The sequence below is a fragment of the Dongia deserti genome, from assembly GCF_003574735.1.
Classification (GTDB): Bacteria; Pseudomonadota; Alphaproteobacteria; order Dongiales; family Dongiaceae; genus Dongia_A; species Dongia_A deserti.
This window is the reverse complement of sequence record NZ_QORW01000003.1, coordinates 235,400-258,795: the sequence shown is the minus strand read 5'-3', so window position 1 is coordinate 258,795 and position 23,396 is coordinate 235,400. Positions and strand designations below refer to the sequence as shown.

The 23,396-nt window shown below is 63.0% G+C and carries 22 protein-coding genes; 17 read left to right on the top strand and 5 right to left on the bottom strand.

Annotated features, from left to right (window positions below):
- The first annotated feature begins 318 nt into the window (after positions 1–318).
- The 4 genes from DTX69_RS06305 to DTX69_RS06290 all read left to right on the top strand — a co-directional run bounded on the left by DTX69_RS06305 (position 319) and on the right by DTX69_RS06290 (position 4,328).
- On the top strand, positions 319–1,056 hold the full coding sequence (locus tag DTX69_RS06305; protein WP_119300659.1) for an ATP-binding cassette domain-containing protein: 738 nt from the start codon (positions 319–321) through the stop codon (positions 1,054–1,056).
- 6 nt (positions 1,057–1,062) lie between these two features.
- The gene (locus DTX69_RS06300; RefSeq protein ID WP_119300658.1) at positions 1,063–2,169 is read left to right on the top strand and encodes an ABC transporter permease; all 1,107 of its coding nucleotides are present in this window, start codon (positions 1,063–1,065) and stop codon (positions 2,167–2,169) included.
- Between the two features lie 61 nt (positions 2,170–2,230).
- The gene (locus tag DTX69_RS06295) at positions 2,231–3,247 is read left to right on the top strand and encodes a sugar-binding protein (RefSeq protein ID WP_119300657.1); all 1,017 of its coding nucleotides are present in this window, start codon (positions 2,231–2,233) and stop codon (positions 3,245–3,247) included.
- Positions 3,248–3,647: 400 nt separating this feature from the next.
- Positions 3,648–4,328: a hypothetical protein gene (locus DTX69_RS06290; RefSeq protein WP_119300656.1), complete on the top strand. Its 681-nt coding sequence runs from the start codon at positions 3,648–3,650 to the stop codon at positions 4,326–4,328.
- A 1-nt stretch (position 4,329) separates the two neighbouring features.
- Here the strand turns inward: DTX69_RS06290 and DTX69_RS06285 are convergent, their stop codons facing one another.
- Together DTX69_RS06285 and DTX69_RS06280 are read right to left on the bottom strand one after the other, a co-directional pair.
- Positions 4,330–5,442 carry a phosphatase PAP2 family protein gene (locus DTX69_RS06285; protein WP_119300655.1) on the bottom strand — a complete coding sequence of 371 codons (1,113 nt, stop codon included), beginning with the start codon at positions 5,440–5,442 and terminating at the stop codon, positions 4,330–4,332.
- Positions 5,443–5,477: 35 nt separating this feature from the next.
- Positions 5,478–6,590: a phosphatase PAP2 family protein gene (locus DTX69_RS06280; RefSeq protein ID WP_119300654.1), complete on the bottom strand. Its 1,113-nt coding sequence runs from the start codon at positions 6,588–6,590 to the stop codon at positions 5,478–5,480.
- Positions 6,591–6,909: 319 nt separating this feature from the next.
- Here DTX69_RS06280 and DTX69_RS06275 point away from each other — a divergent pair, with 319 nt between their 5' ends.
- The 13 genes from DTX69_RS06275 (at position 6,910) to DTX69_RS06215 (ending at position 19,250) form a co-directional block, all read left to right on the top strand.
- Positions 6,910–7,113 carry a Flp family type IVb pilin gene (locus DTX69_RS06275; protein WP_119300653.1) on the top strand — a complete coding sequence of 68 codons (204 nt, stop codon included), beginning with the start codon at positions 6,910–6,912 and terminating at the stop codon, positions 7,111–7,113.
- Positions 7,114–7,265: 152 nt separating this feature from the next.
- Positions 7,266–8,261, top strand: coding sequence for a Flp pilus assembly protein CpaB (cpaB, locus tag DTX69_RS06270; protein WP_119300652.1), 996 nt, complete (start codon positions 7,266–7,268; stop codon positions 8,259–8,261).
- A gap of 57 nt (positions 8,262–8,318) precedes the next feature.
- Positions 8,319–9,746 carry a type II and III secretion system protein family protein gene (locus DTX69_RS06265; protein WP_119300651.1) on the top strand — a complete coding sequence of 476 codons (1,428 nt, stop codon included), beginning with the start codon at positions 8,319–8,321 and terminating at the stop codon, positions 9,744–9,746.
- A 10-nt stretch (positions 9,747–9,756) separates the two neighbouring features.
- Entirely contained in the window at positions 9,757–10,023 is a 267-nt protein-coding gene (locus tag DTX69_RS06260; RefSeq protein WP_119300650.1) for a hypothetical protein, read from the top strand.
- 37 nt (positions 10,024–10,060) lie between these two features.
- The gene (locus DTX69_RS06255) at positions 10,061–11,638 is read left to right on the top strand and encodes a pilus assembly protein TadG-related protein (RefSeq protein ID WP_119300649.1); all 1,578 of its coding nucleotides are present in this window, start codon (positions 10,061–10,063) and stop codon (positions 11,636–11,638) included.
- Positions 11,635–12,132, top strand: coding sequence for a TadE/TadG family type IV pilus assembly protein (locus tag DTX69_RS06250; RefSeq protein ID WP_119300648.1), 498 nt, complete (start codon positions 11,635–11,637; stop codon positions 12,130–12,132). The genes DTX69_RS06255 and DTX69_RS06250 overlap by 4 nt, the downstream gene beginning before the upstream one ends.
- 4 nt (positions 12,133–12,136) lie before the next feature.
- A complete protein-coding gene (locus tag DTX69_RS06245; RefSeq protein WP_162916746.1) occupies positions 12,137–12,796 on the top strand; it encodes a TadE/TadG family type IV pilus assembly protein in 660 nt (219 codons plus the stop codon).
- A 22-nt stretch (positions 12,797–12,818) separates the two neighbouring features.
- Positions 12,819–13,994 carry an AAA family ATPase gene (locus DTX69_RS06240; RefSeq protein WP_119300646.1) on the top strand — a complete coding sequence of 392 codons (1,176 nt, stop codon included), beginning with the start codon at positions 12,819–12,821 and terminating at the stop codon, positions 13,992–13,994.
- A 46-nt stretch (positions 13,995–14,040) separates the two neighbouring features.
- On the top strand, positions 14,041–15,435 hold the full coding sequence (locus DTX69_RS06235; RefSeq protein WP_119300645.1) for a CpaF family protein: 1,395 nt from the start codon (positions 14,041–14,043) through the stop codon (positions 15,433–15,435).
- Positions 15,436–15,443: 8 nt separating this feature from the next.
- On the top strand, positions 15,444–16,409 hold the full coding sequence (locus DTX69_RS06230; RefSeq protein ID WP_162916743.1) for a type II secretion system F family protein: 966 nt from the start codon (positions 15,444–15,446) through the stop codon (positions 16,407–16,409).
- Between the two features lie 12 nt (positions 16,410–16,421).
- Positions 16,422–17,402, top strand: a complete 981-nt coding sequence (locus DTX69_RS06225) for a type II secretion system F family protein (RefSeq protein WP_119300643.1) — start codon at positions 16,422–16,424, stop codon at positions 17,400–17,402.
- Positions 17,403–17,539: 137 nt separating this feature from the next.
- Entirely contained in the window at positions 17,540–18,241 is a 702-nt protein-coding gene (locus DTX69_RS06220; protein ID WP_162916741.1) for a tetratricopeptide repeat protein, read from the top strand.
- Between the two features lie 139 nt (positions 18,242–18,380).
- Positions 18,381–19,250, top strand: a complete 870-nt coding sequence (locus tag DTX69_RS06215; RefSeq protein ID WP_162916739.1) for a tetratricopeptide repeat protein — start codon at positions 18,381–18,383, stop codon at positions 19,248–19,250.
- A gap of 52 nt (positions 19,251–19,302) precedes the next feature.
- On the opposite strand, the gene DTX69_RS06210 is transcribed toward DTX69_RS06215, so the two are convergent.
- Genes DTX69_RS06210 through DTX69_RS06200 form a run of 3 tightly spaced genes read right to left on the bottom strand, consistent with a single transcriptional unit; the run spans position 19,303 to position 23,347 of the window.
- A complete protein-coding gene (locus tag DTX69_RS06210) occupies positions 19,303–20,682 on the bottom strand; it encodes an aspartate aminotransferase family protein (protein ID WP_119300640.1) in 1,380 nt (459 codons plus the stop codon).
- 10 nt (positions 20,683–20,692) lie between these two features.
- Entirely contained in the window at positions 20,693–21,844 is a 1,152-nt protein-coding gene (locus DTX69_RS06205) for a M24 family metallopeptidase (RefSeq protein ID WP_284735583.1), read from the bottom strand.
- A gap of 9 nt (positions 21,845–21,853) precedes the next feature.
- On the bottom strand, positions 21,854–23,347 hold the full coding sequence (locus DTX69_RS06200; RefSeq protein WP_119300639.1) for an NAD-dependent succinate-semialdehyde dehydrogenase: 1,494 nt from the start codon (positions 23,345–23,347) through the stop codon (positions 21,854–21,856).
- Between the last annotated feature and the right edge of the window lie 49 nt (positions 23,348–23,396).

The window sequence follows — 23,396 nt, the reverse complement described above, 5'->3', positions numbered from 1 at the left end:
TGCGGGGCGTGCCGCCCGCACGACCCTGCGGGCATTGACGGGGCTCCGAACAATCGCTGTAATGGCCGGAACTTAAGAGCTGCAGCAGCAGCCTACATACGGGAGGTAATTCCGGCCGCAGATCAGGTCAGGCGTTAAGGTTTGAGCCAGTTCGCCTGCGATCGTTCGCAGGCGATGGCGCCATCTTCAATCACTGACGTGCGTCCTGTCGGTGCAAGCCGCATATGGTGGTGCCCCAACCGGAAAGGTCTGGCCACAGATGTGTCACCGGCCGATGCGCGAAACTCATCGCCGCTGAGGGATTTTGAGGGGTCAGGGATGTTGCTTGAACTCCGGAAAGTGTCGAAGAGCTTTGGGGCGATCAAGGCGGTCTCCGATGTCGATCTGCAGGTCGACAGGGGCGAGATCGTGGGCCTGATGGGCGACAACGGCGCCGGCAAGTCGACGATGATCAAGCTGATTGCAGGCAATTTCCCGCCAACCTCCGGCGAGATCGTGATCGATGACGAGGTGGTGCACTTCCACAGGCCCGTGGAGGCGCGCGGCAAGGGTATCGAGGTCGTCTATCAGGATCTCGCGCTGTGCAACAATCTCTCTGCCGCCGCCAACGTGTTCCTCGGCCGGGAGGTGAAGAGCAGCATCGGTCCTATTCGCTGGCTCAATCATCCGGCGATGTACAGGCGTGCCGGCGAACTCTTCGCGGAACTGAAATCCGAGACGCGACCGCGCGATCTGGTGCGCCAGATGTCCGGCGGGCAGCGCCAGGCCGTCGCGATCGCGCGCACGCGCCTCAGCGATGCCAAGCTCGTTCTGATGGACGAGCCGACGGCTGCCATTTCCGTACGCCAAGTGGCGGAAGTGCTCGACCTCATCCGGCGCCTGAAGGACAGCGGCATCACGGTCGTTCTCATCAGCCACCGCATGCCGGACGTGTTCGAGGTGTGCGAGCGGGTCGTGGTCATGCGGCGCGGTCGCAAGGTCGCGGACAAGCCCATCAAGGAGAGTTCGCCCGAAGAAGTCACCGGGCTGATCACCGGTGCCATCCATGCCGCCTGAGTTATCATGACCGATACAGCCGAAAGACCAGTCCGTACGAATCCCGGTTCGGACCAGGCGCATGTCGCGTTCGAGTCCGTTCTCGACGTGCAGGAGAAATCCGCGTATCAGCGCTTCATCGCCAACCAGTCCTTCTGGGTGACGGTTGCGCTGGTCGCCATCTGCCTCGCCATGAGTTGGATCGAGCCGCGCTTCGCGACTGAGGACAATTTCTACAACATCACGCGCAACTTCGCCTTCATCGGCATCATGGCGCTCGGCATGACGCCGGTGATCATCACGGGCGGCATCGACCTCTCCGTCGGCTCGGTGATGGGCCTGACCGCGATCGTCAGCGGATCCATCCTGCTGACGGAAACGCCGGCCTGGCTGGCGGGCTGGTGGCCGGAGGCGGCCTGGGCGCATTCCTGGTGGATGGCGGTGCTGGCCGGCCTCGCCGCCGGCGCGATCGTCGGGTTCATCAACGGCATGCTGATCGCCTATGTCGGGCTGCCGCCCTTCGTGGTCACGCTCGGCATGCTGGCGGCCGCGCGCGCCGTGGGCGTGATCCTATCTGGCAATCGCATGCTCTACGACTTCGTGCCGGCTGCTGACGGTTTCAAGATCATCGGGGGCGGCTGGAACCTGGGACTCGACCTGCCGTTCCGCCTGTCCAACCCGTTCATCATCCTGATCCTCCTGACGCTTGCGCTCGCCCTCGCGCTGCGGATGGCGACCTGGGGCCGTCACATCTACGCAGTCGGCGGCAATGAGCAGGCAGCGAACCTCACCGGCGTGCCGGTGAAACGCGTCAAGGTGCAGGCCTATGTGCTGTGCTCCTTGTCGGCAGCGCTCGCCGCGATCCTCAGCGTCGGCTGGTCGGGATCGGCGAATAACAGCCTCGGCGCCACCTATGAGCTGCTGGCGATCGCCTCTGTCGTCATCGGTGGCGCCAATCTGATGGGCGGCGAGGGGACGGCGTTCGGCGCCTTCGTGGGCGCGGCGCTGATCTTCGTGATCCGGAATTCGCTGTTGATGGCCGGCGTCGATTCCAACTGGCAAGGCATCTTCGTCGGCGCCTTCATCGTTCTCGCGGTTCTGCTCGAGCGGATCCGCGGCAGGAGACGCGAATGACCCGGACAAGCGGGCATCCGTGTGTGGTTCGACAAAGAAGACAAGAGAGTGGAGGAGACGCATGCTCAAGTATTTGATGATTGCCGCGCTGGCTGCGGCAGGCGTGGCGACTGGCATTGGCAGCGCCAGTGCCGAGACCTATACGTTCGCCCTCGTCCCCAAGAACACCAACAATCCGTTCTTCGACCAGGCGCTCGCCGGATGCAAGAAGGCGGAGAAGGAACTGAACGGCGCCGTCGAGTGCCTCTATATCGGCCCCGGCGAGCATGGCGGCGGTGACGAGCAGGCGCAGATCGTGCAGGACCTGATCACCCGGGGTGTCGACGGCATCGCCGTTTCGCCCTCCAACGCGGCCGCGATCGCGGCGGCTTTGCAGGGCGCAGAGGGGGCCGGCATTCCCGTCCTGACCTGGGACTCCGACCTGCTGGAGAAGGACAAGGGGCTGCGCCTCGCCTATGTCGGCACGCACAATTACGAGATCGGCGTGAATCTCGCGAAGATCGCCCAGCAGATCAAGCCGGACGGCGGAACGATCTGCATCCAGTCGGGCGGCGCGGCGGCCGCCAACCACAACGAGCGCATGCAGGGCATCCGCGACACGCTCGCCGGCAAGAAGAGCGCCCAGGCGCCCGGCGACAAGCTGACCGGCCAGAACGGCTGGAAGGAAGTGGATGGCTGCCCCCTCTATACGGACGATGACTTCGCCCGCGCCGTGCAGCAGATGGAGGACATCCTCGGCAAGTATCCGGATCTCGATGCCTTCATCCCGACCGGCGGATTCCCGCAGTTCCTCCCCGACGCCTACGAGAAGATCGCGAGCCAGCACAAGGAGAAGATCGCGTCGGGCAAGCTGGCCCTGGTGGTCGCCGACACGCTGCCGGTCCAGATCGAGCTCATGAAGAAAGGCCTCTCCGCCGGCCAGGTGGGGCAGCGGCCGTTCGAGATGGGTTACAAGTCGATGTATTTCCTGAAGGACATCAAGGACGGCAAGGCCCCGCCGAAGGATCCGACCTATACCGGCCTCGATGTCTGCACGCCGGAGAACGTCGATACCTGCATCGGCGGCGGCGGAAGCTGACACGCACGAGAAGAGGGCGGAGCCCGCAGTGCTCCGCCCGAACTTCCTTTCCTGGTGCCTGAATCCACCCGCGATATCGAGTTCACCCCGGGGTGGTGGGAACTATACCAAAGAGCGAACATCTACCCACTTCGGTATAGCCCGGTTCCTAGCCCGGTTCAGGTGCTGTTCATTCTCCAGTTCATAGAGTCCCGGTGACCGCGGCAATCACGAGGGCAACGCTCTTAGCGAGCGTTTCAGAGTGATTGCCCAACTTGGTCACTGCAGGGGCATCATTGCATCTGTCAGAAAAGCCGCCGGCGTCCTCGAGCCCGGCGGCTTTTTTTCGTCATCACACACGAAACAAAGGTACGGTAGCTGCGTTAACCTCCCTTAAAGGGCTGTTTGTCACCATGGGTGCATGACCCAACGCACCCGTTCGACAAGCCCCGCGCACGCGGGCACCCCGTGGGAGTCCTATCTTGTACTGGGCTCCATCACGATCCTCGCCGGCCTCGCCGTGGCCGACCGTTTCGCGGCATGGCTGATCGGAGAGTTCCCGACATGGGGCCTGCTCTGGCACATCCGCTTCGAGTATCTGCGGCCGATTGCCGTGTATCACAACTTTGCCGAACTCAATTGGGGCACTTGGTCTCCCTTCGCCTTCAGCATGCTGGTGATCGCGGCAGCAGCGCTGATCGCCGGCGGTGCATTGTCGCGGCTCAGGTTGGCGCGCGCGGTTTCATATCACCTGCTGTTCGGCGCCGCCGCGACCCTGGCCGTGCTCTGCTTCGATAGGGGCCTCCCCATCCAACCCCGTTCGGTAATCGGTACGCCATCAGAGACGTACGTTCTGCTTGGTGGCTTGCTCACGGCGATTGCGGCTACGTTGTGCTTGCGGATTCATGCAGAATACATCGGATGGAACCCGTGGTCGTCGCGGATGGTACGGCGCTTGGGCCTTTCCATCACCGGCATGCGTTCGAACATCGAAGCCGCCGCCATCGAGATGATCCAGCAGCTCAGCCCAGCGCCCAACCGGTCGCGTGCGGTGCTCGCATTTACTCGCGCCGATCGGCGGCGAGATCGCAGCGCACAATAGCTTACGCCGGACCGGCAACCAGACCACCGGGCATCTTCTCGGCTCGACGCGCCAGCACGGCTCCCACGATCCACCAGATCGCAATCATCCCCAACGCTCCGACATAGCCATCGATCGCGTAGTGCCATCCTAGATGCACGGAGCCGATCATGATGAGCATCGCGTAGACCGTCATGAGTACTCCGACCCATCGCTTCGTGCGCCAGCACACGAGCGCGAACAAGGTCGCAATCGCTACGTGCATGCTCGGCATCGCTGAGATGCCGGCCCCCAACGCGAACTCACGCATCAGGAAGTTGTCCCACAGGTATTGTTGGGCGAGGAGCGCTATGATTGGGTATGTTTCGTTGGCATCGTTCAAATAGGCGGTCAGGGGAAGAAATGGATCCGAAAGACCGCTGATCCTTCCGTAGTAGACCGGACCTGCTGAGGCAAGGAACGTTGCCGCAATATTTCCCAGGATGATCCATCCGAGCATGAGCGTGAGAAAGAACTGCAGGCGAAGGCGATTGTCACGCTGGTTGAACGCCTGCCACACCCAGATAAAGCTCAAGACCATAAACCACGAACCGTAGATCTCGTCGATTGCCTTCGTCACGAAGGGCAGTCCGACCAGCGGGTGGATGATCTGCCACGGCGCGAGGCCGCCATGTAGCCAGAGATCCCACTGCTCGAAGGTCACATCCCAATTGTACGAGGTCAGCAGTGGTATCGATGTTTTTATGACCGTGAATGTTCCGCCGAAGACCAGCATCCCGAGCAGTAACGGTAGTGCATGCGCCATGCGCTGAGGCGTCGCCAGCGTTGTTCGTAGTTCGCGCACGAGCTGAGTTAGAGGCCGGTGCGGCCGCTCGAACATAACGATCTGGAAGCCGCGACCCACAATAAGCAGCACGATCATCACCGGCATCTTCTCCATATACGTCGGCAGGTAGGCGGTGATCGTTGCACCGGCCGGAAGCTCTACCGCGTGAGCGATCGCGAAGCCGACCATCCAGTAGACCAATATGATCGCGAGCGGCAGCGCGTGATGGCGCGTCGCTGCCGGCAGTGCTCTGACGAACTCAGAAAGAAACAACTGGGCCGTGGTCAGGCCGTTCGCCAACAGCATCATCGAGCCTTCCTCCCCTCTCGCGAAGCCATCACGCTTCACACGGTTTCTGCGGTTGGACGTCTTAAGGTGCTCTGCGCCTGACGGTCCAGAAAGCACCCCACCGCCCACCAGATGACCATTGTGCCAAGCGCGCCAAAGTAGCCGTCGATGGCATAGTGCCACCCAAGATGCACGGAGCCGATCATGATCGTCGTGGCGTAGATTGTCATGAGGACTCCAATCCACCGCTTCGTGTGCCAGCACACGAGTGCGAGCAACGTCGCGATGGCAACATGCATGCTCGGCATCGCCGAAATCCCGGTGCCCAACGCGAACTCCCGCATTACAAAGTTGTCCCACACGTAGCGCTGGGCGACGAGTGCCCTGATCGAGTATGTTCGGTCTGCATCGCTCAAGTAGGCCGTCAGGGAAAGGAAGGGGTCCGAAAGGCCGCTGATCCTTCCGTAATAGACTGGTCCTGCTGACGCAAGGAGCGTTGCCGCGACGTTCCCCAGGATGATCCATCCGAGTATCATCGTCAGGAAGAATCGCAGGCGAAGGCGGTTGTCGCGTTGGCTGAACGCCTGCCAGACCCAGATCAGGCTCAGAAGGTAGAACCACGAACGATAGATTTCGTCGATTGCCTTAGTCACCGGGGCCTGCCCGACCAGCGGATGCAAGATCTGCCAGGGTGCCAAGCCGCCATGTAGCCAGCGGTCCCATTGTTCGAAGGTCACATCCCAGCTGTACGAGGTCAGCAGTGGTATCGATGTCTTGACCACTGTGAATGTGCCTCCGAACACCAGCATGCCAAGCAGTATCGGCAGCGCATGCGCTATGCGGCTCGGTGTCACCAACGTTGTTCGAAGCTCGTGCAGCAGCTGAGTCAAAGGCCGCTGAGGTCGTTCGAAGGCAACGATCTGGAATCCGCGGCCTACCACCAGAATCCCTAGCATCAGTGGCATCAGTCGCAGGAAGGTCGGCAGATAGCCCGTGACCGTTGCGTCCATCGGAAGTCCGACCGAGTACGCGATTGCGAGCCCAACGATCCAGTAGATGACTATTATCGCGAGCAGCGGCGCGACATGGCGGATCGCAACCGGTATCGCTGCCACAAGCTCAAATAGAAACAGCTGAGCCTTGGCCTGACCGTTCGCCAACAGCAGCATCTTTGTCGATGACCCTCTAGACGTCCTTCGAGCGAACTCCGGCTCCCCACCTTGCCGCCGATCTGCGCCTACTCCATCCCTATGACATCCTTCGAACAAGAGAAAAATCTGCCCAAGCGCACACCCAGATGCTTAATTAAGCATTAAAAAGTGCATGGGGATATGTTGCGAATTTTCAGAGCATTTGACTAAAGTATGAGTGCGTTGCGACCGGTTTTTACGTCAAAGCTCGAGGCGGTCATTTCACAGCAACGTAGTGGGGCTCAAATCAAAACAGAAACTAGGCCCATCAAGACAACTACGGCTTGAGGAGCATGAAATGACGAAGCTACGGGGTATGTTCGTGCGTCTTCGCAAGAGCGAGGACGGCGCGACGATGATCGAGTATTCGATCCTGATCGGCATCATCACGGCGGCAGCGATTACGTTGATCCTTCAGATGGGGATCTACGTCTCTGGCGCCTGGGGCAATCTCTGCAATGATGTCCAGGGCACGCTTTCCAACATTTCCTTGACCTGCTAATGAGCGGCTAACATCGGCCGGCTCGTGATTGGCTGCGGCTGAGAGATCTGCCGTAGTTGATCGCGTAGCTGGTCGGTGTGCGCCGACCCAGCGGTAGGCCGTTGCGTAGGTTAAGCGCTGCGGCGAACCATGTCGCATAGAGGGTCGCCCATATGAAAGTGCGTCCACTGATCGTGCTGGCGCTGGCGCTATTCTTAGCGCTGGCGGCAGTGTTCCTTGCCCGCAACTGGATCCAGAATCAGGCGACGCGTCCCACCGCCGAGGTGGAGAAGGCATCGGTGGTGAGGCTGGTCGTTGCAGGCACGGCGCTCAAGTTCGGCGATCGTCTCGCCAAGGAAAACCTGCGGTTCATCGACTGGCCGGCCGGCAGCGTGCCGGAGGGCACCTTCAAGTCGATCGACGAATTGCTGGAGCCGCAGCCGCGTGTGGTCCTGCAGGCGGTCCAGCCGAATGAACTCATCCTGGTTTCGAAGGTGACCGGCCCCGGGCAGCGCGCATCGCTCTCGGCCGTCATCACCTCCGGCATGCGGGCCATGACCATCCGGGTGAACGACGTGCTCGGCGTCGCTGGCTTCGTGCTGCCTGGCGACCGCGTCGATATCATGCTGACGCGCGAGATTGTCCAGCAGCAGCCGATCACGGACGTCCTGCTGCAGAACGTCAAGGTGCTCGGCATCGACCAGCGAGCCGATCAACAGAACAACAAGCCGGATGTCGTAAAGGCCGTCACCATCGAGGTCACCACGGAGCAGGCGCAGAAGATCACGCTGGCGTCTCGGGTCGGCACCTTGTCGCTCGCCTTGCGCGACGTCAGCAATGTCGATCTCGCGCGGGTGAGGCCGGTGACGCTGAAGGATCTCGGCATCACCGAGGCGATCGGCACAGTAGAGCCGAATCCGAATGAGAAGAAGCCGGAGACACCGGTCGTGAAGATGGTGCCGAAGCCGAAGGGCAACAACTTGCCCAGCATTGGGATCACGCGCGGGACTGCGCGCCAGGAATACAAGGTGACGCCGGAAGGGACGGTCTTGCAGCCGAATGCGCCGTATGAGGCGCCGGCCAAGAAACAGGCCGAAGAGGTGCCGGTGGCGCCGCCGCCAGTTCAGGTGCCGCCTTCGGTGCCGACAGCGGCCGCGACATCGTCGTAACTGTGGTGCTGATCCCAGCGCGGGGAGTGGGATGAACAAGGGGGCGAATGGGGGCCAATGGCAAAGTTTCTTGTGAGGGCGTTTCTTCATCTCATCGTGGCCGCGTCGCTCTCGGCACCGCTCACGACCGCGCAGGCGCAGGTCGCGATCAGTCCGCTGGGGGAGGACGTGGTTCATGCCGGCGAGTTCGTGGTGCCGGTGAACAAATCGCAGGTGCTGCGGGTCGATCAGCCTTTTACCGAGCTCCTGATCGGGAATCCCGAGATTGCCGACGTCGTCGCGCTCACGAACCAGACGGTCTATGTCCTTGGCAAGCGGCTCGGCACGACGAACCTGACGATCTACGGCCCCCGGCGGCAGCTTCTGGCGGTGCTCGATCTGGTCGTTTCCTATGACGTGGAATCGCTGAAGGCCAAGCTGCACGAGGTGATGCCGGGCGAGGCGATCGAGGTGCGGCCGGTCAGTGGCGGGATCCTGCTGAGCGGCGTTGTGAGCAACGCAACCTCGTTGAGCGACGCGTTGGCGATCGCCCAGCAATACGCGCCGCAGTCGGTGACCAACGCGATGAGCGTGCAGGGCAGCCAACAGGTCATGCTGCAGGTGAAGTTCGCCGAGGTCTCGCGCAACGTCGTGCGCGAGCTCGGCATCGGGCACGACCTGATCGTGGCGGGCGATGTTGGTTTCCGTCTCATCACCTCGTCCGCACTGCCCATAGCGACCGGCAGCTTGCCGTTCGGGATCGGCGCCCTCGACACCGGTGGGAATCCGGATTTGCAGACGACCTTCCAGACGTTGGAGCAGAATGGCTTGGCCAGGACCTTGGCCGAACCCACGCTGATCGCGCTCTCAGGCGACACGGCCAGCTTCCTGGCCGGCGGCGAGTTCCCCATTCCGGTCGAATCGGAAGACGACACGATCACGATTGAGTTCAAGGAGTTCGGCGTCGGCCTCGGGTTCACGCCCACGGTCATCGGGAAGGACCTCATCAACCTGGTGGTGGCGCCGGAGGTCAGCCGCATCGATCCGTCAATCTCCGTGCAGACGACGCTCGTGACTGTACCGGGCCTGTCGACCCGCCGCGCCAAGACCACCGTCGAGCTGCGCGACGGCCAGAGCTTCGCCATTGCCGGCCTGCTGCAGCAGGATTATCAGAACGCGATCTCCGGCCTGCCCTGGCTGTCGGACATCCCCATCCTGGGCGCGCTGTTCCGCAGCACCGGTTTCCAGCGCAACGAGACGGAGCTGGTGATCCTGGTGACGCCGCGGCTGGTGAAGCCGGCACCGTCCATGGCCGATCTAGCAACGCCGGTCGATCGCCTCGTTCTGCCGAGCGATGCCGAGCTCTTCCTGTTCGGCCAGACGGAGGGCAAGGGCTCCGGCACCACGCCGCAGGCTCCGGGTGTGTCCGCTGTGCCCAGCGGCGCTGATGCGCTGAGCAAGGACCAGGTCGGCTTCAGCGGCTCCTACGGTTACATCTTGGAATGAGGGCACAGCGATGAAAGCGCATCTTTGCTTCGGTCTGCTGGTGGTAGGCATGGCGGTAACCGCGTGCGACCCCAGCGTGTACCAGGATTCGAGAACACAGTTCGTCGGCTACGGGGATTCGGTGCGGCAGAATAACGCCGTCATGATCATCGATCCGCAGCCGGTGTCGGCGGCGAACGTGGATATCGATTTCGACGGGCGGAAGGACAGCATCGCGATTGAGCGGTATCGCACCGGCCAGGTCATTCCACCGGAGGACCTGACCACCACGAACTAGCTGGGGCCTGGACAGAAAGGTACGCGGAGATTCGGCCATGGGAATCTCGTCAGGAAGGATCGGAATAATAGGTTTCGGCCGGCGCCTCGGACGCGACGAGCGCGGCGCCGTGCTGATCTATGTGTCGCTCGCCTTGACGGTGTTCATGGGGTTTGCCGCTCTGGTGATCGACGGCGGACGCCTGTTCACGCTCGATACCGAGATGCAATCCGCTGCCGACGCCCTCGCTCTCGCCGGCGCCGCGGAGCTGGACGGCAATGGTGACGCCATCACACGCGCCACGCAGGCGATGGCGAACTTGGTCGACAACAATCCCACTTTCAGCAGCAACACGTCCAAGATCACCGTAAGCACGCCCATTTTCTTGAAGTCTCTGCCGTCGGACGACACGCCAATAAGCGTTGTGGAAAGTTCGACCCACACGACCACAGACCCCATCGAAGCGCGATTCGTGTTGGTCAAGCTGACGGATGCCAACAGCCGTTCCATCGATACTCTCTTTGCTCCGGCAATCGGTGGTGGCACGACGGCGCCTGCCAATGCCGTCGCCATCGCGGGCTTCACCTCGGCCGTCTGCAAGTTCACTCCGCTGTTCATATGCAACCCCTACCCAGACGAGCAGGCGCTGCTCGACAAGCTGGACGACTGGAACGATCCTGATAATGCGGATCGCCGAAGGCTCATCAATTTGAAGAAGTGGTCGGGCAACGGACAGCTCTCGCCGGGAAACTTCGGATTCTTGGACACGCCCGGTCAAAACGGCGCAGCCGCTTTGAGGGACGCCTTGGCCGTAGATGAACCATTGGCCTGTTTTTCGCAGGACGGCGTTGATCTCCACCAAGGCAACGTCGCGTCGGTGCGTCAGGGCATCAACACCCGCTTCGATCTGTATGACGGAAACTTCAACAGCAAGAAGAACAACGAAGCCTACAGACCGGCGGTGAACGTGGTCAAAGGATATACGCTTCAAAACGGTGGCGCGTGCACCAACAACAATCAGTTGGACCCTACGAACGCCCGGCCTCTGCCGCTCGATGAGAATTGGACCCAGCTGGCAGGAACAGCCGGGTCTCGTTGGGGTCTCGGCGACTGGGATTGCGCCAGTTATTGGGCATGGAACCACGGTCCGGATCATACTGCCGCTGGCGACCCCGCCGCCCCGAGCGGTTGCTCAACCGCCGCGAACACCACGATGAGCCGCTACGACATGTATCGCTCGGAAGTAGACAATAGCCGTATTCCGAATACGTCGAACCTGAGCCCGAAGGGCGAGAACGGCAATCCGCAATGCTACAAGAACGGCAACCAGAACAATACGCTCTCCGATCCTTCCAGGAACCCAGACGACATCGACCGCCGTATTATCTATGCCGCCGTGCTGGACTGCAGCGCGCTGCCCAACGGCAACTCGCAGACGGAAATGCCCGCGCTGGCGTTCGTAAAGATGTTCGTCACGCGACCAATGGCCAAGAACAGCAACAATTGCAATGGCAACGGCAACTTTGATCCTAACTGTGAAGAGGATGCGAACGATCTGTTCATAGAAATCATCGACAAGGTCAAGCCAGGGAGCGATGACGCGGTGCTGCACGACATCGTGCAGCTCTACCGATGAGGACGTGGCGCTCCATCGCAGGGCTGGCCCTGTGGCGTGACACCGCCGGCGCCGCGATGGTGGAGTTTACCCTGCTGGCGCCCTTCCTGCTCTTCCTCGGGCTGGGAGTGAGCGAGTTCGGACGTTTCCTCTATCAGTATCAGCTCGTGCTCGACGGCCTGCGCGACGGGGCGCGCTACTTGGCGAGGGCCTATGATCCCGGTGACACTACGGATGAAGCGACAGCAAAAGAGACCAAGGCAATAAATCTAGCGGTCACGGGTACAATTGATGGCACAGGCACTGCCCGCGTCGACGACTGGGCTGCGGCGGATGTCACCTTCAATGTCACTCCTGTCGACAATTCGGATGGAAGCTACAGGGGCGGTGCCTTCGTCTATACGGTCCAGGCTAGCACAACCTTCGACTATGTCGACGTCGGATTCCTGGATGCGCTTGGGCTGCCGGCGCTCTCGATCACCGCGACTCACATGCAGCGGGCGATCGGGGAGTGATGCCATGCGTTCGCTCTTCGTCCGCCTGCTTCGTGACGAGACCGGCGCCTCGATCATCGAGTTCTCGATCGTGATGGTGCTGTTCTTCCTGCTGACCTTCGGGTTGGTCGAGTTCGGGTACGCCCTTTTCCAGTGGAACAGCGCCAGCAAGGCCGCGCAGCTCGGCGCGCGCATGGCAGCTGTGTCCGATCCCGTCTGGAGCCCGCTGACGACTCTCACGTCCACGGGGACTCCGGGCGGGCCGTGGCAGACCAACTACAGCGTCACCTGCTGGGGAACCAACGCGAGCGGCACGAACGGTACCTGCAGCGGAACCGCTCCGGGTGGCGTCTCTCTGGCGTACAGCGCAGCCAATATGCAGCGACTGGTCTTTGGCCGAGGCGGCGACTTGACGTGCGGCACGATCGGCGCTGACGGCGATCCCGGCATGTGTGACATCTTCTGGCGCATCACGCCGCAGAACGTGCGGGTCAACTACCGCCACACCGAGCTTGGCTTCGCCGGCCGGCCGGGCGGGCCGGTGCCGACCGTCACGCTGACCATTACGGGGCTCACCTATCAGTTCTTCGCCCTCGGCGGCCTGATGGGCTTTGACGAAATCACGATGCCCGACTTCACCGTGACCATGACCGGCGAGGATCTGAGCGCCGCGGGCGTGAACTGAGCGAATGCGATGATACTGAGGCATGACTGTGAACGCAGTGACTGAAACCAGGGTTCGAGCCATCGTCCAATCCGCCGAGACGGAGCACGATCTGCGGACGGCGTTCGCCGGTGCGTCGCATTTCGAGATCGGCATCGTGCGCGGGCGGCTGCACGACCGGCTGCCGGACCGGCTCGGACTACAGGACGTGCTGATCGTCGACATCGACCTCAACAGCCGGCAGGACATGACCGCGCTCGAGCGCCTGCTGGCTGGGGAGATGCGACCGACCGTGATCGTGACGTCGGCGTCCCCCGCCAGCGTGGACGCCATGCGCCGGCTGATCCGCCTCGGCGTCGCGGATTACTTGCCGCAGCCGATCGTGCACGAGGATGTCATCGCGGTGGTCCGCGCGGTGCGGTCGCGGCTGCGCGGCGGCACGGAGAGGTCCCAGCACGATTGTCAGGTCTTGAGCTTCGTCCGGCGCTCGGGCGGGATGGGGGCGACGTCGCTCGCGATCGAGAGCGCATACGAGCTGTCGCGCGTGCGCCGTGGCCAGCCGAGGCGCCGGGTGTGCCTGATCGATCTCGATTTCCAGGGCGGTTCCGCCTGGCTGCATCTCGATGCCGAGCCGCTTCTCGACATCGCCGAGATCGTCCGCTCGCCGCATCGTCTCGATGCCGAGCTCCTGGCCGCCATGACAACACACCACCCGGCTGGCTTCGATCTGATCGCTGCGCCGAACGGCAGTATGAACCCGGATTCGGTACCGAGCGACGTTGTCGGGCATCTCATGGCGCTCGTCTGCGAGAGCTACGATTGCGTGGTGGTCGATCTGCCGCTTGGCTGGACGCGCTGGTTCACGGAGGTCCTGGCCGGGTCCAACCGCATCTTCCTGGCGCTGCAGCTGACCGTCGTCGCCGCGAAGCAGGCACACCTGTTCCTCAATCAGATCAAGGAAACGAGCGCGGCCGGCACGCCGATCGCGGTGGTGCTGAACCGCTACCGTCGCTCATGGTGGCGCTCCGGCCTCAAGGTGAGGGAGGTGGAACGCGCCCTGGGACGCAAGATCGACTACTTCGTTGCCAGCGACTACCGCCTGTTCTCCAGCGCGGCCAATCACGGCATGCCGGTCGGCAAGTTCCATTCCGGCACGCGGGCGGAAAAGCAGATCACCAAGATGGCGATGGATGCGGTCAACCGGGGGAGCGAGCGATGACAGGCCGCATGATCCCTGTGCGCACAGCGAAAGAGGCAGACCCGCGATGCTGAGCCGGTTCACCAAGCTGACGAACGTCAACGGCAAGGAGCCGGAGCCTTCGGCGCGCACCGAATCGATGGTGCTGGCGCAGGCCGACGCCATACAGGCGGATATAGATGCCGCCAACCGGCTCTATACCGAAGTGAAGGTTCGGCTGCATCAGCGCCTGCTCGAAGAGATCAACCTGACCGCGATCGAGAAGCTGCCGCCAGAGGCGTTCCGTGAGCAGACGGCGAGCATTATCACGCGGCTCCTGAAGGCGGAGCGGGTCCAGCTCAACCAGCGTGAACAGGCGCAAATCACTACCGACGTCATCGACGAGATGGTCGGGCTCGGGCCGCTCGAACCGCTCCTCAAGGATCCGTCGATCAACGACATCCTGGTCAATACCCACCGCCAGGTGTTCGCGGAGCGGCAGGGGCGGCTGGAGTTGACCCCCGTGATATTCCAGGATGAGCGGCACCTGCTGCGCATCATCAACAAGATCGTATCGGCGGTTGGTCGCCGGGTGGATGAATCCCAGCCTATGATGGATGCGCGCCTGGCGGATGGCTCGCGCGTCAACGTCGCGATCGCGCCGGTTGCCATCGACGGGCCGCTGGTCTCGATCCGAAAGTTCGCCGCACGCCCCTATACCCTCGACAGCCTGGTCACCAATGGGACCATCACCGAGGAGATCAGCACGATCCTGCAGGGAGTCGTGCAGTGTCGCCTCAACGTCCTGATCTCAGGCGGCACCGGCTCGGGCAAGACGACGATGCTGAACGCGATGTCGCGCTACATCGATGGCCGCGAGCGGATCATCACCATCGAGGATGCGGCCGAGCTCCAGCTCCAGCAGATCCATGTCGCCAGGATGGAAACGAGGCCGCCGAACGTCGAAGGACGCGGCGAGATTCGGCAGCGTGAGCTGGTGAAGAATGCGCTGCGCATGCGACCCGACCGCATCATCGTAGGCGAGGTCCGCGGCGGCGAGGCCTTCGACATGCTGCAGGCGATGAACACCGGCCACGAAGGGTCGATGACCACGGTGCACGCCAATACGCCGCGCGATGCGCTGAGTCGGCTCGAGCAGATGATCGGCATGGCCGGTCTCGATCTGTCGTCGCGCTCCATGCGCCACCAAGTCGCCTCGGCGCTGCACGTGGTGCTGCAGCTGCAGCGTCTCAGCGATGGCCGCAGAAAACTGGTCAGCCTGACCGAGATCACCGGCATGGAAGGCGAGGTGGTGCAGCTGCAGGAGATCTTCCGGTTCGTGCGTCGGCGCACCGACAGCGACGGCACAGTGCACGGCGAGTTCCGGGCGACGGGAATCCGGCCGCGCTTCATGCAGGAGTTCCAGACACGCGGCATCGAGATGCCGCCCCGGGCGTTCGAGCCCGAGCGGATACTCGGCTAGAGGTGCAGATGCCGGTCTATCTCACATACCTCTTCTATGGCGCGATCTTCGTAAGCGTGCTGCTGTTGGTGGAGGGCCTGTTCTACCTGCTGGCGGGGCCGGGCGGCGGAACGGTAGCCTCGCCCAATCGGCGCCTGCGCATGCTCGTCGGCGGCGACAAGCGGGAAGAGGTTTTGGTGCGGCTGCAGCGCGAACGGCCGCTGCCTGCGAGTGATCATGCCCGCAATCCGCTCGAGTGGTTCCTTCTGCTGATATCGCAATCCGGCGTCAGGCGCTCGCCGAATCAGGTCATGCTGCTGATGGCGGCCATCGGGGCGCTCTCGGCGATCATTTTGATGGCGATCTACAAGTCCGCCGTCGTGGCCGCGCCTGTGGCTGTGCTTGTGGGCTTCGTCCTGCCGGTGCTGGTATTGATGTTGAGGCGTCGCCGCCGCTGGAAGGCGATGACGGCGCAGCTGCCGGACGCGATCGACATCATGGTGCGGAGCCTCCGCGCGGGTCATCCGGTCGCCACCTCGATTTCCATGGTGGCGCGCGAGATGCGCGACCCTCTGGCGACGGAGTTCGGGCTCGTCGTCGACGAGATGACCTATGGCCTCACGCTCGAGAATGCGCTCTCCAACATGGCCCGCCGTGTCGGGCTCGGCGACCTGCGGTTTCTGGTGGTGGCGGTGACCATCCAGGTCGAGGTCGGCGGCAACCTTGCCGAGATCCTGAGTGGCCTGTCCCGGGTCATCCGGGAGCGCTTTAAGATGCGCGCCAAGATCCGCGCGCTCTCGGCCGAGGGTCGCTTCTCCGCTGTCCTTCTTTCAATCCTGCCGTTCGCGCTGATCGGCGTGATCAATCTGATAGCGCCGCGATTCTATTCCGCGGTCAAGGACGACCCCGTGTTCTGGCCGATCCTGGGGTTCGGGTTCTTCCTCATGGTTGTCGGAATCATCGTCATGTTTCGCATGGTGAACTTCCGTGTCTAGGAACAGCCGAACATGACAGACGTGCTTGCCCTCATCGGACTCGCGCCGGACGATGCGCTGCGCTTGGCATTCCTCGCGACGGTGTTCTTTGCCGTATGCCTCGCGGTCTATGGGGTCAGCGCGTTGTGGTCGAGCAGCAGCGCGGTGCGCCGGCGCATGGGTGTCGATGTGGGTGTCGCGCAAGGCGCGAAGGCCAGGACCGAGTCGCTGAGTTACCTCGACGAGGCGACGCGTGTTTCCCCGGTGATATCGCCGATCGTGCGGCGGCTGATGCCGACCGACATGACGAAGATCTCCCTGCTTCGTCGGCGTCTGGTGTGCGCGGGCTACTATCGGCCATCGGCCGTAGGGTTCTACTATGCCGCCCGCATCGGCTTGGCCGTGCTGTTCGTCATCCTGTTCGCGTTCGCGGCGCCGATCATCTCGACACGGATTCCCGACCACATGATACCGGTTCTGGGCCTGGTGGGGGCCGCGATATCCTTCTATTTCCCCGATCTCTGGATTGCGAGGCGCACGCGTTCCCTGCAGATGCAGTATCGCGAAGGATTCCCCGACGCGCTCGATCTACTGGTTGTGTGTGTCGAGGCCGGCCTCAGCCTGGACGCGGCAATCAACCGGGTGGGGCAGGAAATCGGCCACGCTCATCCGGCGCTGGCGGAGAACTTCGCGATGATGGCGCTGGAGCTGCGTGCAGGGGAGAGTCGCGCCGATGCTCTCCGCAATCTCGCCGAGCGCATGGGGATCGATGAGGTCCGCTCGATGGTCACCCTGCTCCTGCAATCGGAGGAGCTGGGCACCAGCGTCGCGGACGCCCTGCGGCTCTACGCGGACGACATGCGCACCATGCGCATGCTCCGTGCCGAGACCAAGGCGCATGCCCTGCCGGTGAAGCTTGCGCTGCCGCTCGGCTTCTTCGTGTTTCCGACGATGCTGATCGTGATCCTGCTGCCGGTCATGATCCGCATCTATCGCTTGATCCTGTATCGCTAAGAATGGTGGAGGCTGGGATGCGTTCGATCATTCGACACCTGCTGGGGTTCGCTTTGTTGGGAGGAGCGCTGCTGGTGTCCGGCTGCTCCGCCTTGCCGGGCGGAATGCGCCCCATCATGACGATGGACGGACAGCGCATGGCCTTCGATGATCCCGTGGAGCGTGGCCGTGGGCTGGTGGCGACGGGGCAGTTCGGCTCGGCGATCGAAACGCTGACCGAGGTGGTGCATGACGATCCGCGCAACGTCAGGGCGCTCAATCTGCTGGCCGTAACCTACGCCAATCTCAAACGCTTCGATCTTGCCGACCGCTACCATCAGCAGGCGCTCCAGGTCGATCCGAATTCGGTCGCCGCGCTCAACAACCTGGGGTATTCGCATCTGGTGCGTGGCGACACAGCGCAGGCGATCGGGCTCCTCGAGCGTGCGGCCGCCGTTGGCGACGGCAACCAGGTTGTAGCGGCCAACCTTGGTCTCGCGACGGGTCGAGACAATGCGCTTGCGACAAGGCCAATACCGCAGCCTGCGCCGTTGCAGGCCGAGCAGAGCATCAGGTTGTCTGAGCACGTGACTCTGGTGCGCCGCGCCGGGCAGCTTCAGCGCATAGCGCCAGGTGTGCAACTGCTGATCACGAACGCGCCGTCGGTAGCGCCGGAGCCCGAGCCTGGGCCGGCAACTGCCGTCAGCAGCATTGAGGGAAGTTCGCCGGACCCGCGTCATAGATTGTTCCGGGAATTGTTCGCGCTCTTCGATGGCGAGCAGGTTGCTGACGCGTCGACGAGAACCGAATCGTCGTCGTTCCTGCACGTCTCGGATGTCGACGATTTCTCGGTTCTGTGAGGGCGCTGCATCTCAATGGTGATATAACGCGCTGTGGATGAACGCTTGGGGGGCACACATGGATAGCATACATGGAATTCTGCGCTCGGGGGCCCGATCTTGCCGAAGGCCGGCTCGATACGCGTTGACGGCAGCTGTCATGATCGCATTGACGGCCTGCGGCGCAACAAACCCGCCCGTCGAGAATGTCGCTCGCCCAGCGGTGGAGTCGCAGGACGCGATCCTGACGGCGGCGGAGGCGGACATCGAGGCACGCCGATTTCAGTTGGCTTACCAGCGGCTGGGGCGACTAAATGCGGAGATGGGAACAACAGCGCGAGCGCGTTACGCCGCGGCGGAGGTGCTGCTGGGCCTGGATCGACCGAAGGAAGCGCTGACGCGCTTCGAGGAAGTGCAGTCCGATGACGCTTTCCGCGCGCGGGCGTGGCAAGGCATGGGGCTGGCCCTGCTGGCCATGGGCAATACGACTACGGCCATTTCGCAGCTGAACAGCGCGCTCGAGGCGGATCCGTCGCTGTGGCGTTCGTGGGCGGGGCTGGGACGGGCCTATGACCAGGAGAAGCGATGGAGTGAAGCTGTAGCGGCCTACGACAAGAGCATGGCTGCATGTCCAACGCCGGCGGTGATCGTGAACAATATGGGCATGTCATTGCTTCTGCAGAAGCGATATGAAGAGGCTGCCGCCCAGTTCGAGAAGGCGATCGCGCAGGATCCCACTTTGGACACTGCGAAATCCAATCTCCGAATTGCCTTGGCCTGGCAGGGCCGCTATACCGAGGCGCTGACGGGTTTGCAACCCGACGTACGGCCGGATGCGCTCAACAACGTGGGTTACGTCGCGATGTTGCGCGGAGACTACAAGGACGCCCAGCAATACTTCTCACAGGCGCTGGAGAGCAGCCCGACTTATCACAATGGCGCGGCCATGAACCTCGAAGCGCTGAAGGTTCTAGTCAAGTCGAAACTGCCGGCACAGGCTCAGCAGTCTGCCGGCAGTTCGGGGCAGTGACCCGGCCCCGCCGTCCCTGATCGAAGCGATCAGGGACTGAGCGGGCGAGGGGTCAGCGAAGGTTTCTGCCGACCTCCTCGATCGCGTCGCGCGTGGCCATCACGATCGTGTCGGCTTCCTGCCGCGTGAGGCAGAGCGGCGGGGCGTATCCCAAGATGTCGCCCTGCGGCATGGCGCGTGCGATGACACCGCGCTTCAGCAGCGCTGCGGCCGCCTGCGGGCCGACCTTTTTCGCCGGATCGAAGAAGCGGCGCTTGTCCCGATCCTCGACCAGCTCGACCGCGCAGAGCAGGCCTTCGCCGCGTACCTCGCCGACGATCGGCTGGCGGGCGAGCGCCTGGCGCATGGTATCGAGAAGATAGCTGCCGACGTTGCGTGCGTTCTCGACTAGGCCGAGCTCGTCGATGAGCTTGAGATTGGCAACGCCCGCCGCCGCACCGATCGGATGGGCGGAATAGGTCCAGCCATGGCCGATTGCGCCGAGTTCATCGGTACCGCGCTCCAGCACTTTCCACACCTTCTCGGAGATGATGGAGCCGGACAGCGGCGCGTAAGCCGAGGTGAGGCCCTTGGCGATGGTGATGATGTCCGGCTCGATCCCGTAGTGGTCGGAGCCGAACATGCTGCCAAGGCGACCGAAACCCGTCACAACTTCGTCGGCGATGAGCAAGATGTCGTACTTCTTCAGGACCGGCTGGATTGCGGCCCAATAGCCCTTTGGCGGCGGCACGATGCCACCGGTGCCGAGCACCGGTTCGCCGATGAAGGCGGCAACCGTGTCCGGCCCTTCCTTCAAGATCAGCTCCTCCAGCTTGGCCGCGCAATAGGCGGAGAATTCCTCTTCCGACATCGACGCGTCCGGACGGCGGAAGTAGTAGGGCGCCTCCGTGTGCGTGACTTGATCCAGCGGTAGGTCGAACTTCTTGTGGAACAGGTCGAGGCCGGTCAGCGAGCCGGTCATCAGGCCCGATCCGTGATAGCCGCGCCAGCGCGAGATGACGGTCTTCTTACCAGGCCGTCCCAGGATATTGTTGTAGTACCAGATCAGCTTGATGTTGGTCTCGTTGGCGTCCGAGCCCGACAGGCCGAAATAGACCTTGGACATGTTCTTGGGCGCGCGCTCCAGCACCATGTGTGCCAGTGTGATCGCAGCCTCTGTGCCGTGCCCGACATAAGCATGATAGTAGGCAAGCTCGTGCGCCTGCTTGGCGATGGCATCCGCGATCTCCGTCCTGCCATAGCCGACATTCACGCAATAGAGCCCGGCAAATGCGTCGAGCAGCTTGGTGCCGTCACGGTCGCGGATATAAACGCCTTCGCCGCCGGTGACGATGCGGTTCGGCATTTCTCCGCGCGCGAACTGACCCAGATGAGTCGAGGGATGAAAGAGATTGGCGCGATCCCACTGGTCGAGCTGGTCGTTGCGCAACATCGCATTGCTCCTATCTGACGATCGGGCCGTCGGGCGTGCGGGTCAGGACTTCCGGTCCCCCCGCACCCAGCAGCACCGTATTGGAAATGAAGTAATCACCGCGTCCCGTTCCCATGAGCCAGGAGAGAATGTGGAACGACATACCCTCCCGGATCTCCATCTCGGAATCGTGGCGCAGGCCGACGACCTTGTTGCCGCCTGTCCAGGTCGGCGACAGGCCAATCCCGACGCAATAGCCGCAATGGTGACGACGATACCGCGGCAGGCCGGCCTCGTCGACCACCTGTTGCCAGGCGGCATAGACGTCGCGCGCGCGAGCACCGGAACGCAGCGCCCCCAGGACGGCATGGAAGGCTTGCTGGCTCGTCTCGGCCATCCGGGCGTCCGGGTCAGGGATGGAGCCGATATGGACGAGCCGCCCCAGCGGCGCGTGATAGCGCGAGGCGCAGCCGGACAATTCCAGGAACACCGGCTCGCCTGACTTGTAACGCCCGTCGCCCCAGGTCGTGTGCTCTTCGCCGAGACGGCTCCCTGGCCGGATGAAGGGACCGAACGCGGGCGGCGATCCGCCGGCTCTCGTCATCGCGGCAACACAGGCAGCGACGACCTCGCGTTCCGGCGCTCCGTCTGCAATGACCTCGATTGCAGCGCCCGCAGCGGCATCCGTCACGGCCGCGGCGCGGCGCATCAGGGTTTGCTCTTCCGTGCTTTTCACCAGGCGAAGATCGTCGATGAGGCCGGAGATGTCCTGCCACTGCGCTTCGGCTTGTGCCTGCAACGACATGGCCAGACCGTGACTGAAGCCGGCGGTCCAATATTCGAGGCCCAGGCGGCGCCCCGCGAGCTTCTGGTCACGCAAGACGCGTGCCGCCACATCGGCGGCCGTCTCGCTGTCGCTGTGGCCGCGGAACTCCGCCGCCTTTACCTGCTTCTCGACCGAGACGCGCTCCATGGCCCGGGTCACGAGCACGGGCGTGCCTGCGAGCGGCACGATCAGCAGATGGGGCGCGAAATAACCCCAATGATCGAGGCCGGTCAGATAGAACACGTTCTCCGGCGCAGCGACCACTGCGCCGTCGAGCCCGCGTTGTAATAGCCCTGTGCGGAACGCCGCCAGGCGCCGCGCGATTTCCGCTTCAGAGAATGGGTTATCGTGCATCATCGGCTGACCTCACGCGACATCCTGGCATATATATTTGACGTCCATGAAGGCTTCCATGCCAAGCCGCGATCCTTCGCGCCCCAGGCCCGATTGCTTGACGCCGCCGAAGGGGATCGGCGCACCGGTGATCTTGGTGCGGTTGACCGCCACCATGCCGTATTGCAGCTCGGCAGTCAGTCGCGCAATCCGTCCCGTATCGCGGGTATGAAGGTAGGCGACCAGCCCATAATCCGTGTCATTGGCGCGATCTAAAGCGTGTGCCTCCTCATCGAATGGCGCGAGGGCGGCGATCGGCCCGAATGTCTCTTCCCGGAAGATCAGCGCATCGGCCGGCACATCGGCCAGCACGGTCGGCTGGAAGAAGAGCGGGCCTGCCTGATGCCGTTTGCCGCCAGCCACCAGCCGCGCGCCGCGCTTGAGGGCGTCGGCCACATGCTCTTCCTGCTTGCGCACGGCGGCTTCGTTCATCAGCGGGCCGATGGCGGGATCGGACAATCCATGCCCGACGGTCAGACCCCGCGCCCGCTCCGCAAAGCGGGCGACAAAAGCATCATAGACCGGCCGCTCGATCAGCATGCGGTTGGCGGCGAGGCAATCCTGGCCGGAGGTCGCAAACTTCGCGCTCACGGCACAATCCACCGCGCGGTCGAGATCGGCGTCGGCGAACACCAGGAACGGCGCATGACCGCCCAGTTCCAGAACCAGCGTCTTGATGGTCGCGGCAGATTGCCGATAGAGCAGGCGGCCCACCTCCGTCGAACCCGTGAAGGAGAGTACACGAACCGCAGGAGATTCCGTCATCGGCGCGACGACTTCGGCCGCTTCGCCGGTCACGATGTTGAATGTGCCGGCGGGCACACCGGCGCGTTCCGCGAGTTCCGCCAGCGCAAGGGCGGAAAAGGGCGTCTGATGCGACGGGTGGACCACCGTGGTGCAGCCGGCCGCCAGAGCCGCCGCCGCCTTGCGCGTGATCATGGCGGAGGGGAAGTTCCAGGGCGTCACCAGGGCTGCGACACCCATCGGCTGCCGCCGCACGCTCATCAGCGCATCGGCGAGATGCGAGCTCACCGATTCGATGTTCGTGCGTTTCGCTTCCTCGGCATAGAACTCGATGAAGGATGCCGCATAGTCGATCTCGCCACGGGCTTCCGAGAGCGGTTTGCCCTGCTCGAGCGTCATGAGCACGGCCAAATCCTCGCGGTTTGCCACGACCGCCTCGAACCATCGACGCAAGACCTGCGCTCGCTGCTGAGGCAAAAGGGCGGACCAGGCTGGAAAAGCTCGGTCTGCTGCTGCGATCGCCTGCGCGCTCTCGTCGGCGGTCAAGGCCGGGACATGGCCGATCCATTCGCCGTTGCCGGGATCGGTCACCGAAATCACGCGGCCGGAGGCGCTGGACCGCCAGGCGCCGTCGATATAGGCGAATTCCTTCAGCAACCTGGAATCCCTAAGCAGCTCCAATCCGGCGGAGCGTCTGTGCCGGCTGGTGGCGGAGCTTTGCATGCCATCCTCCCTGGAGTCGCAAGACCTGCAGGATAGGGGGTGAAGCGGC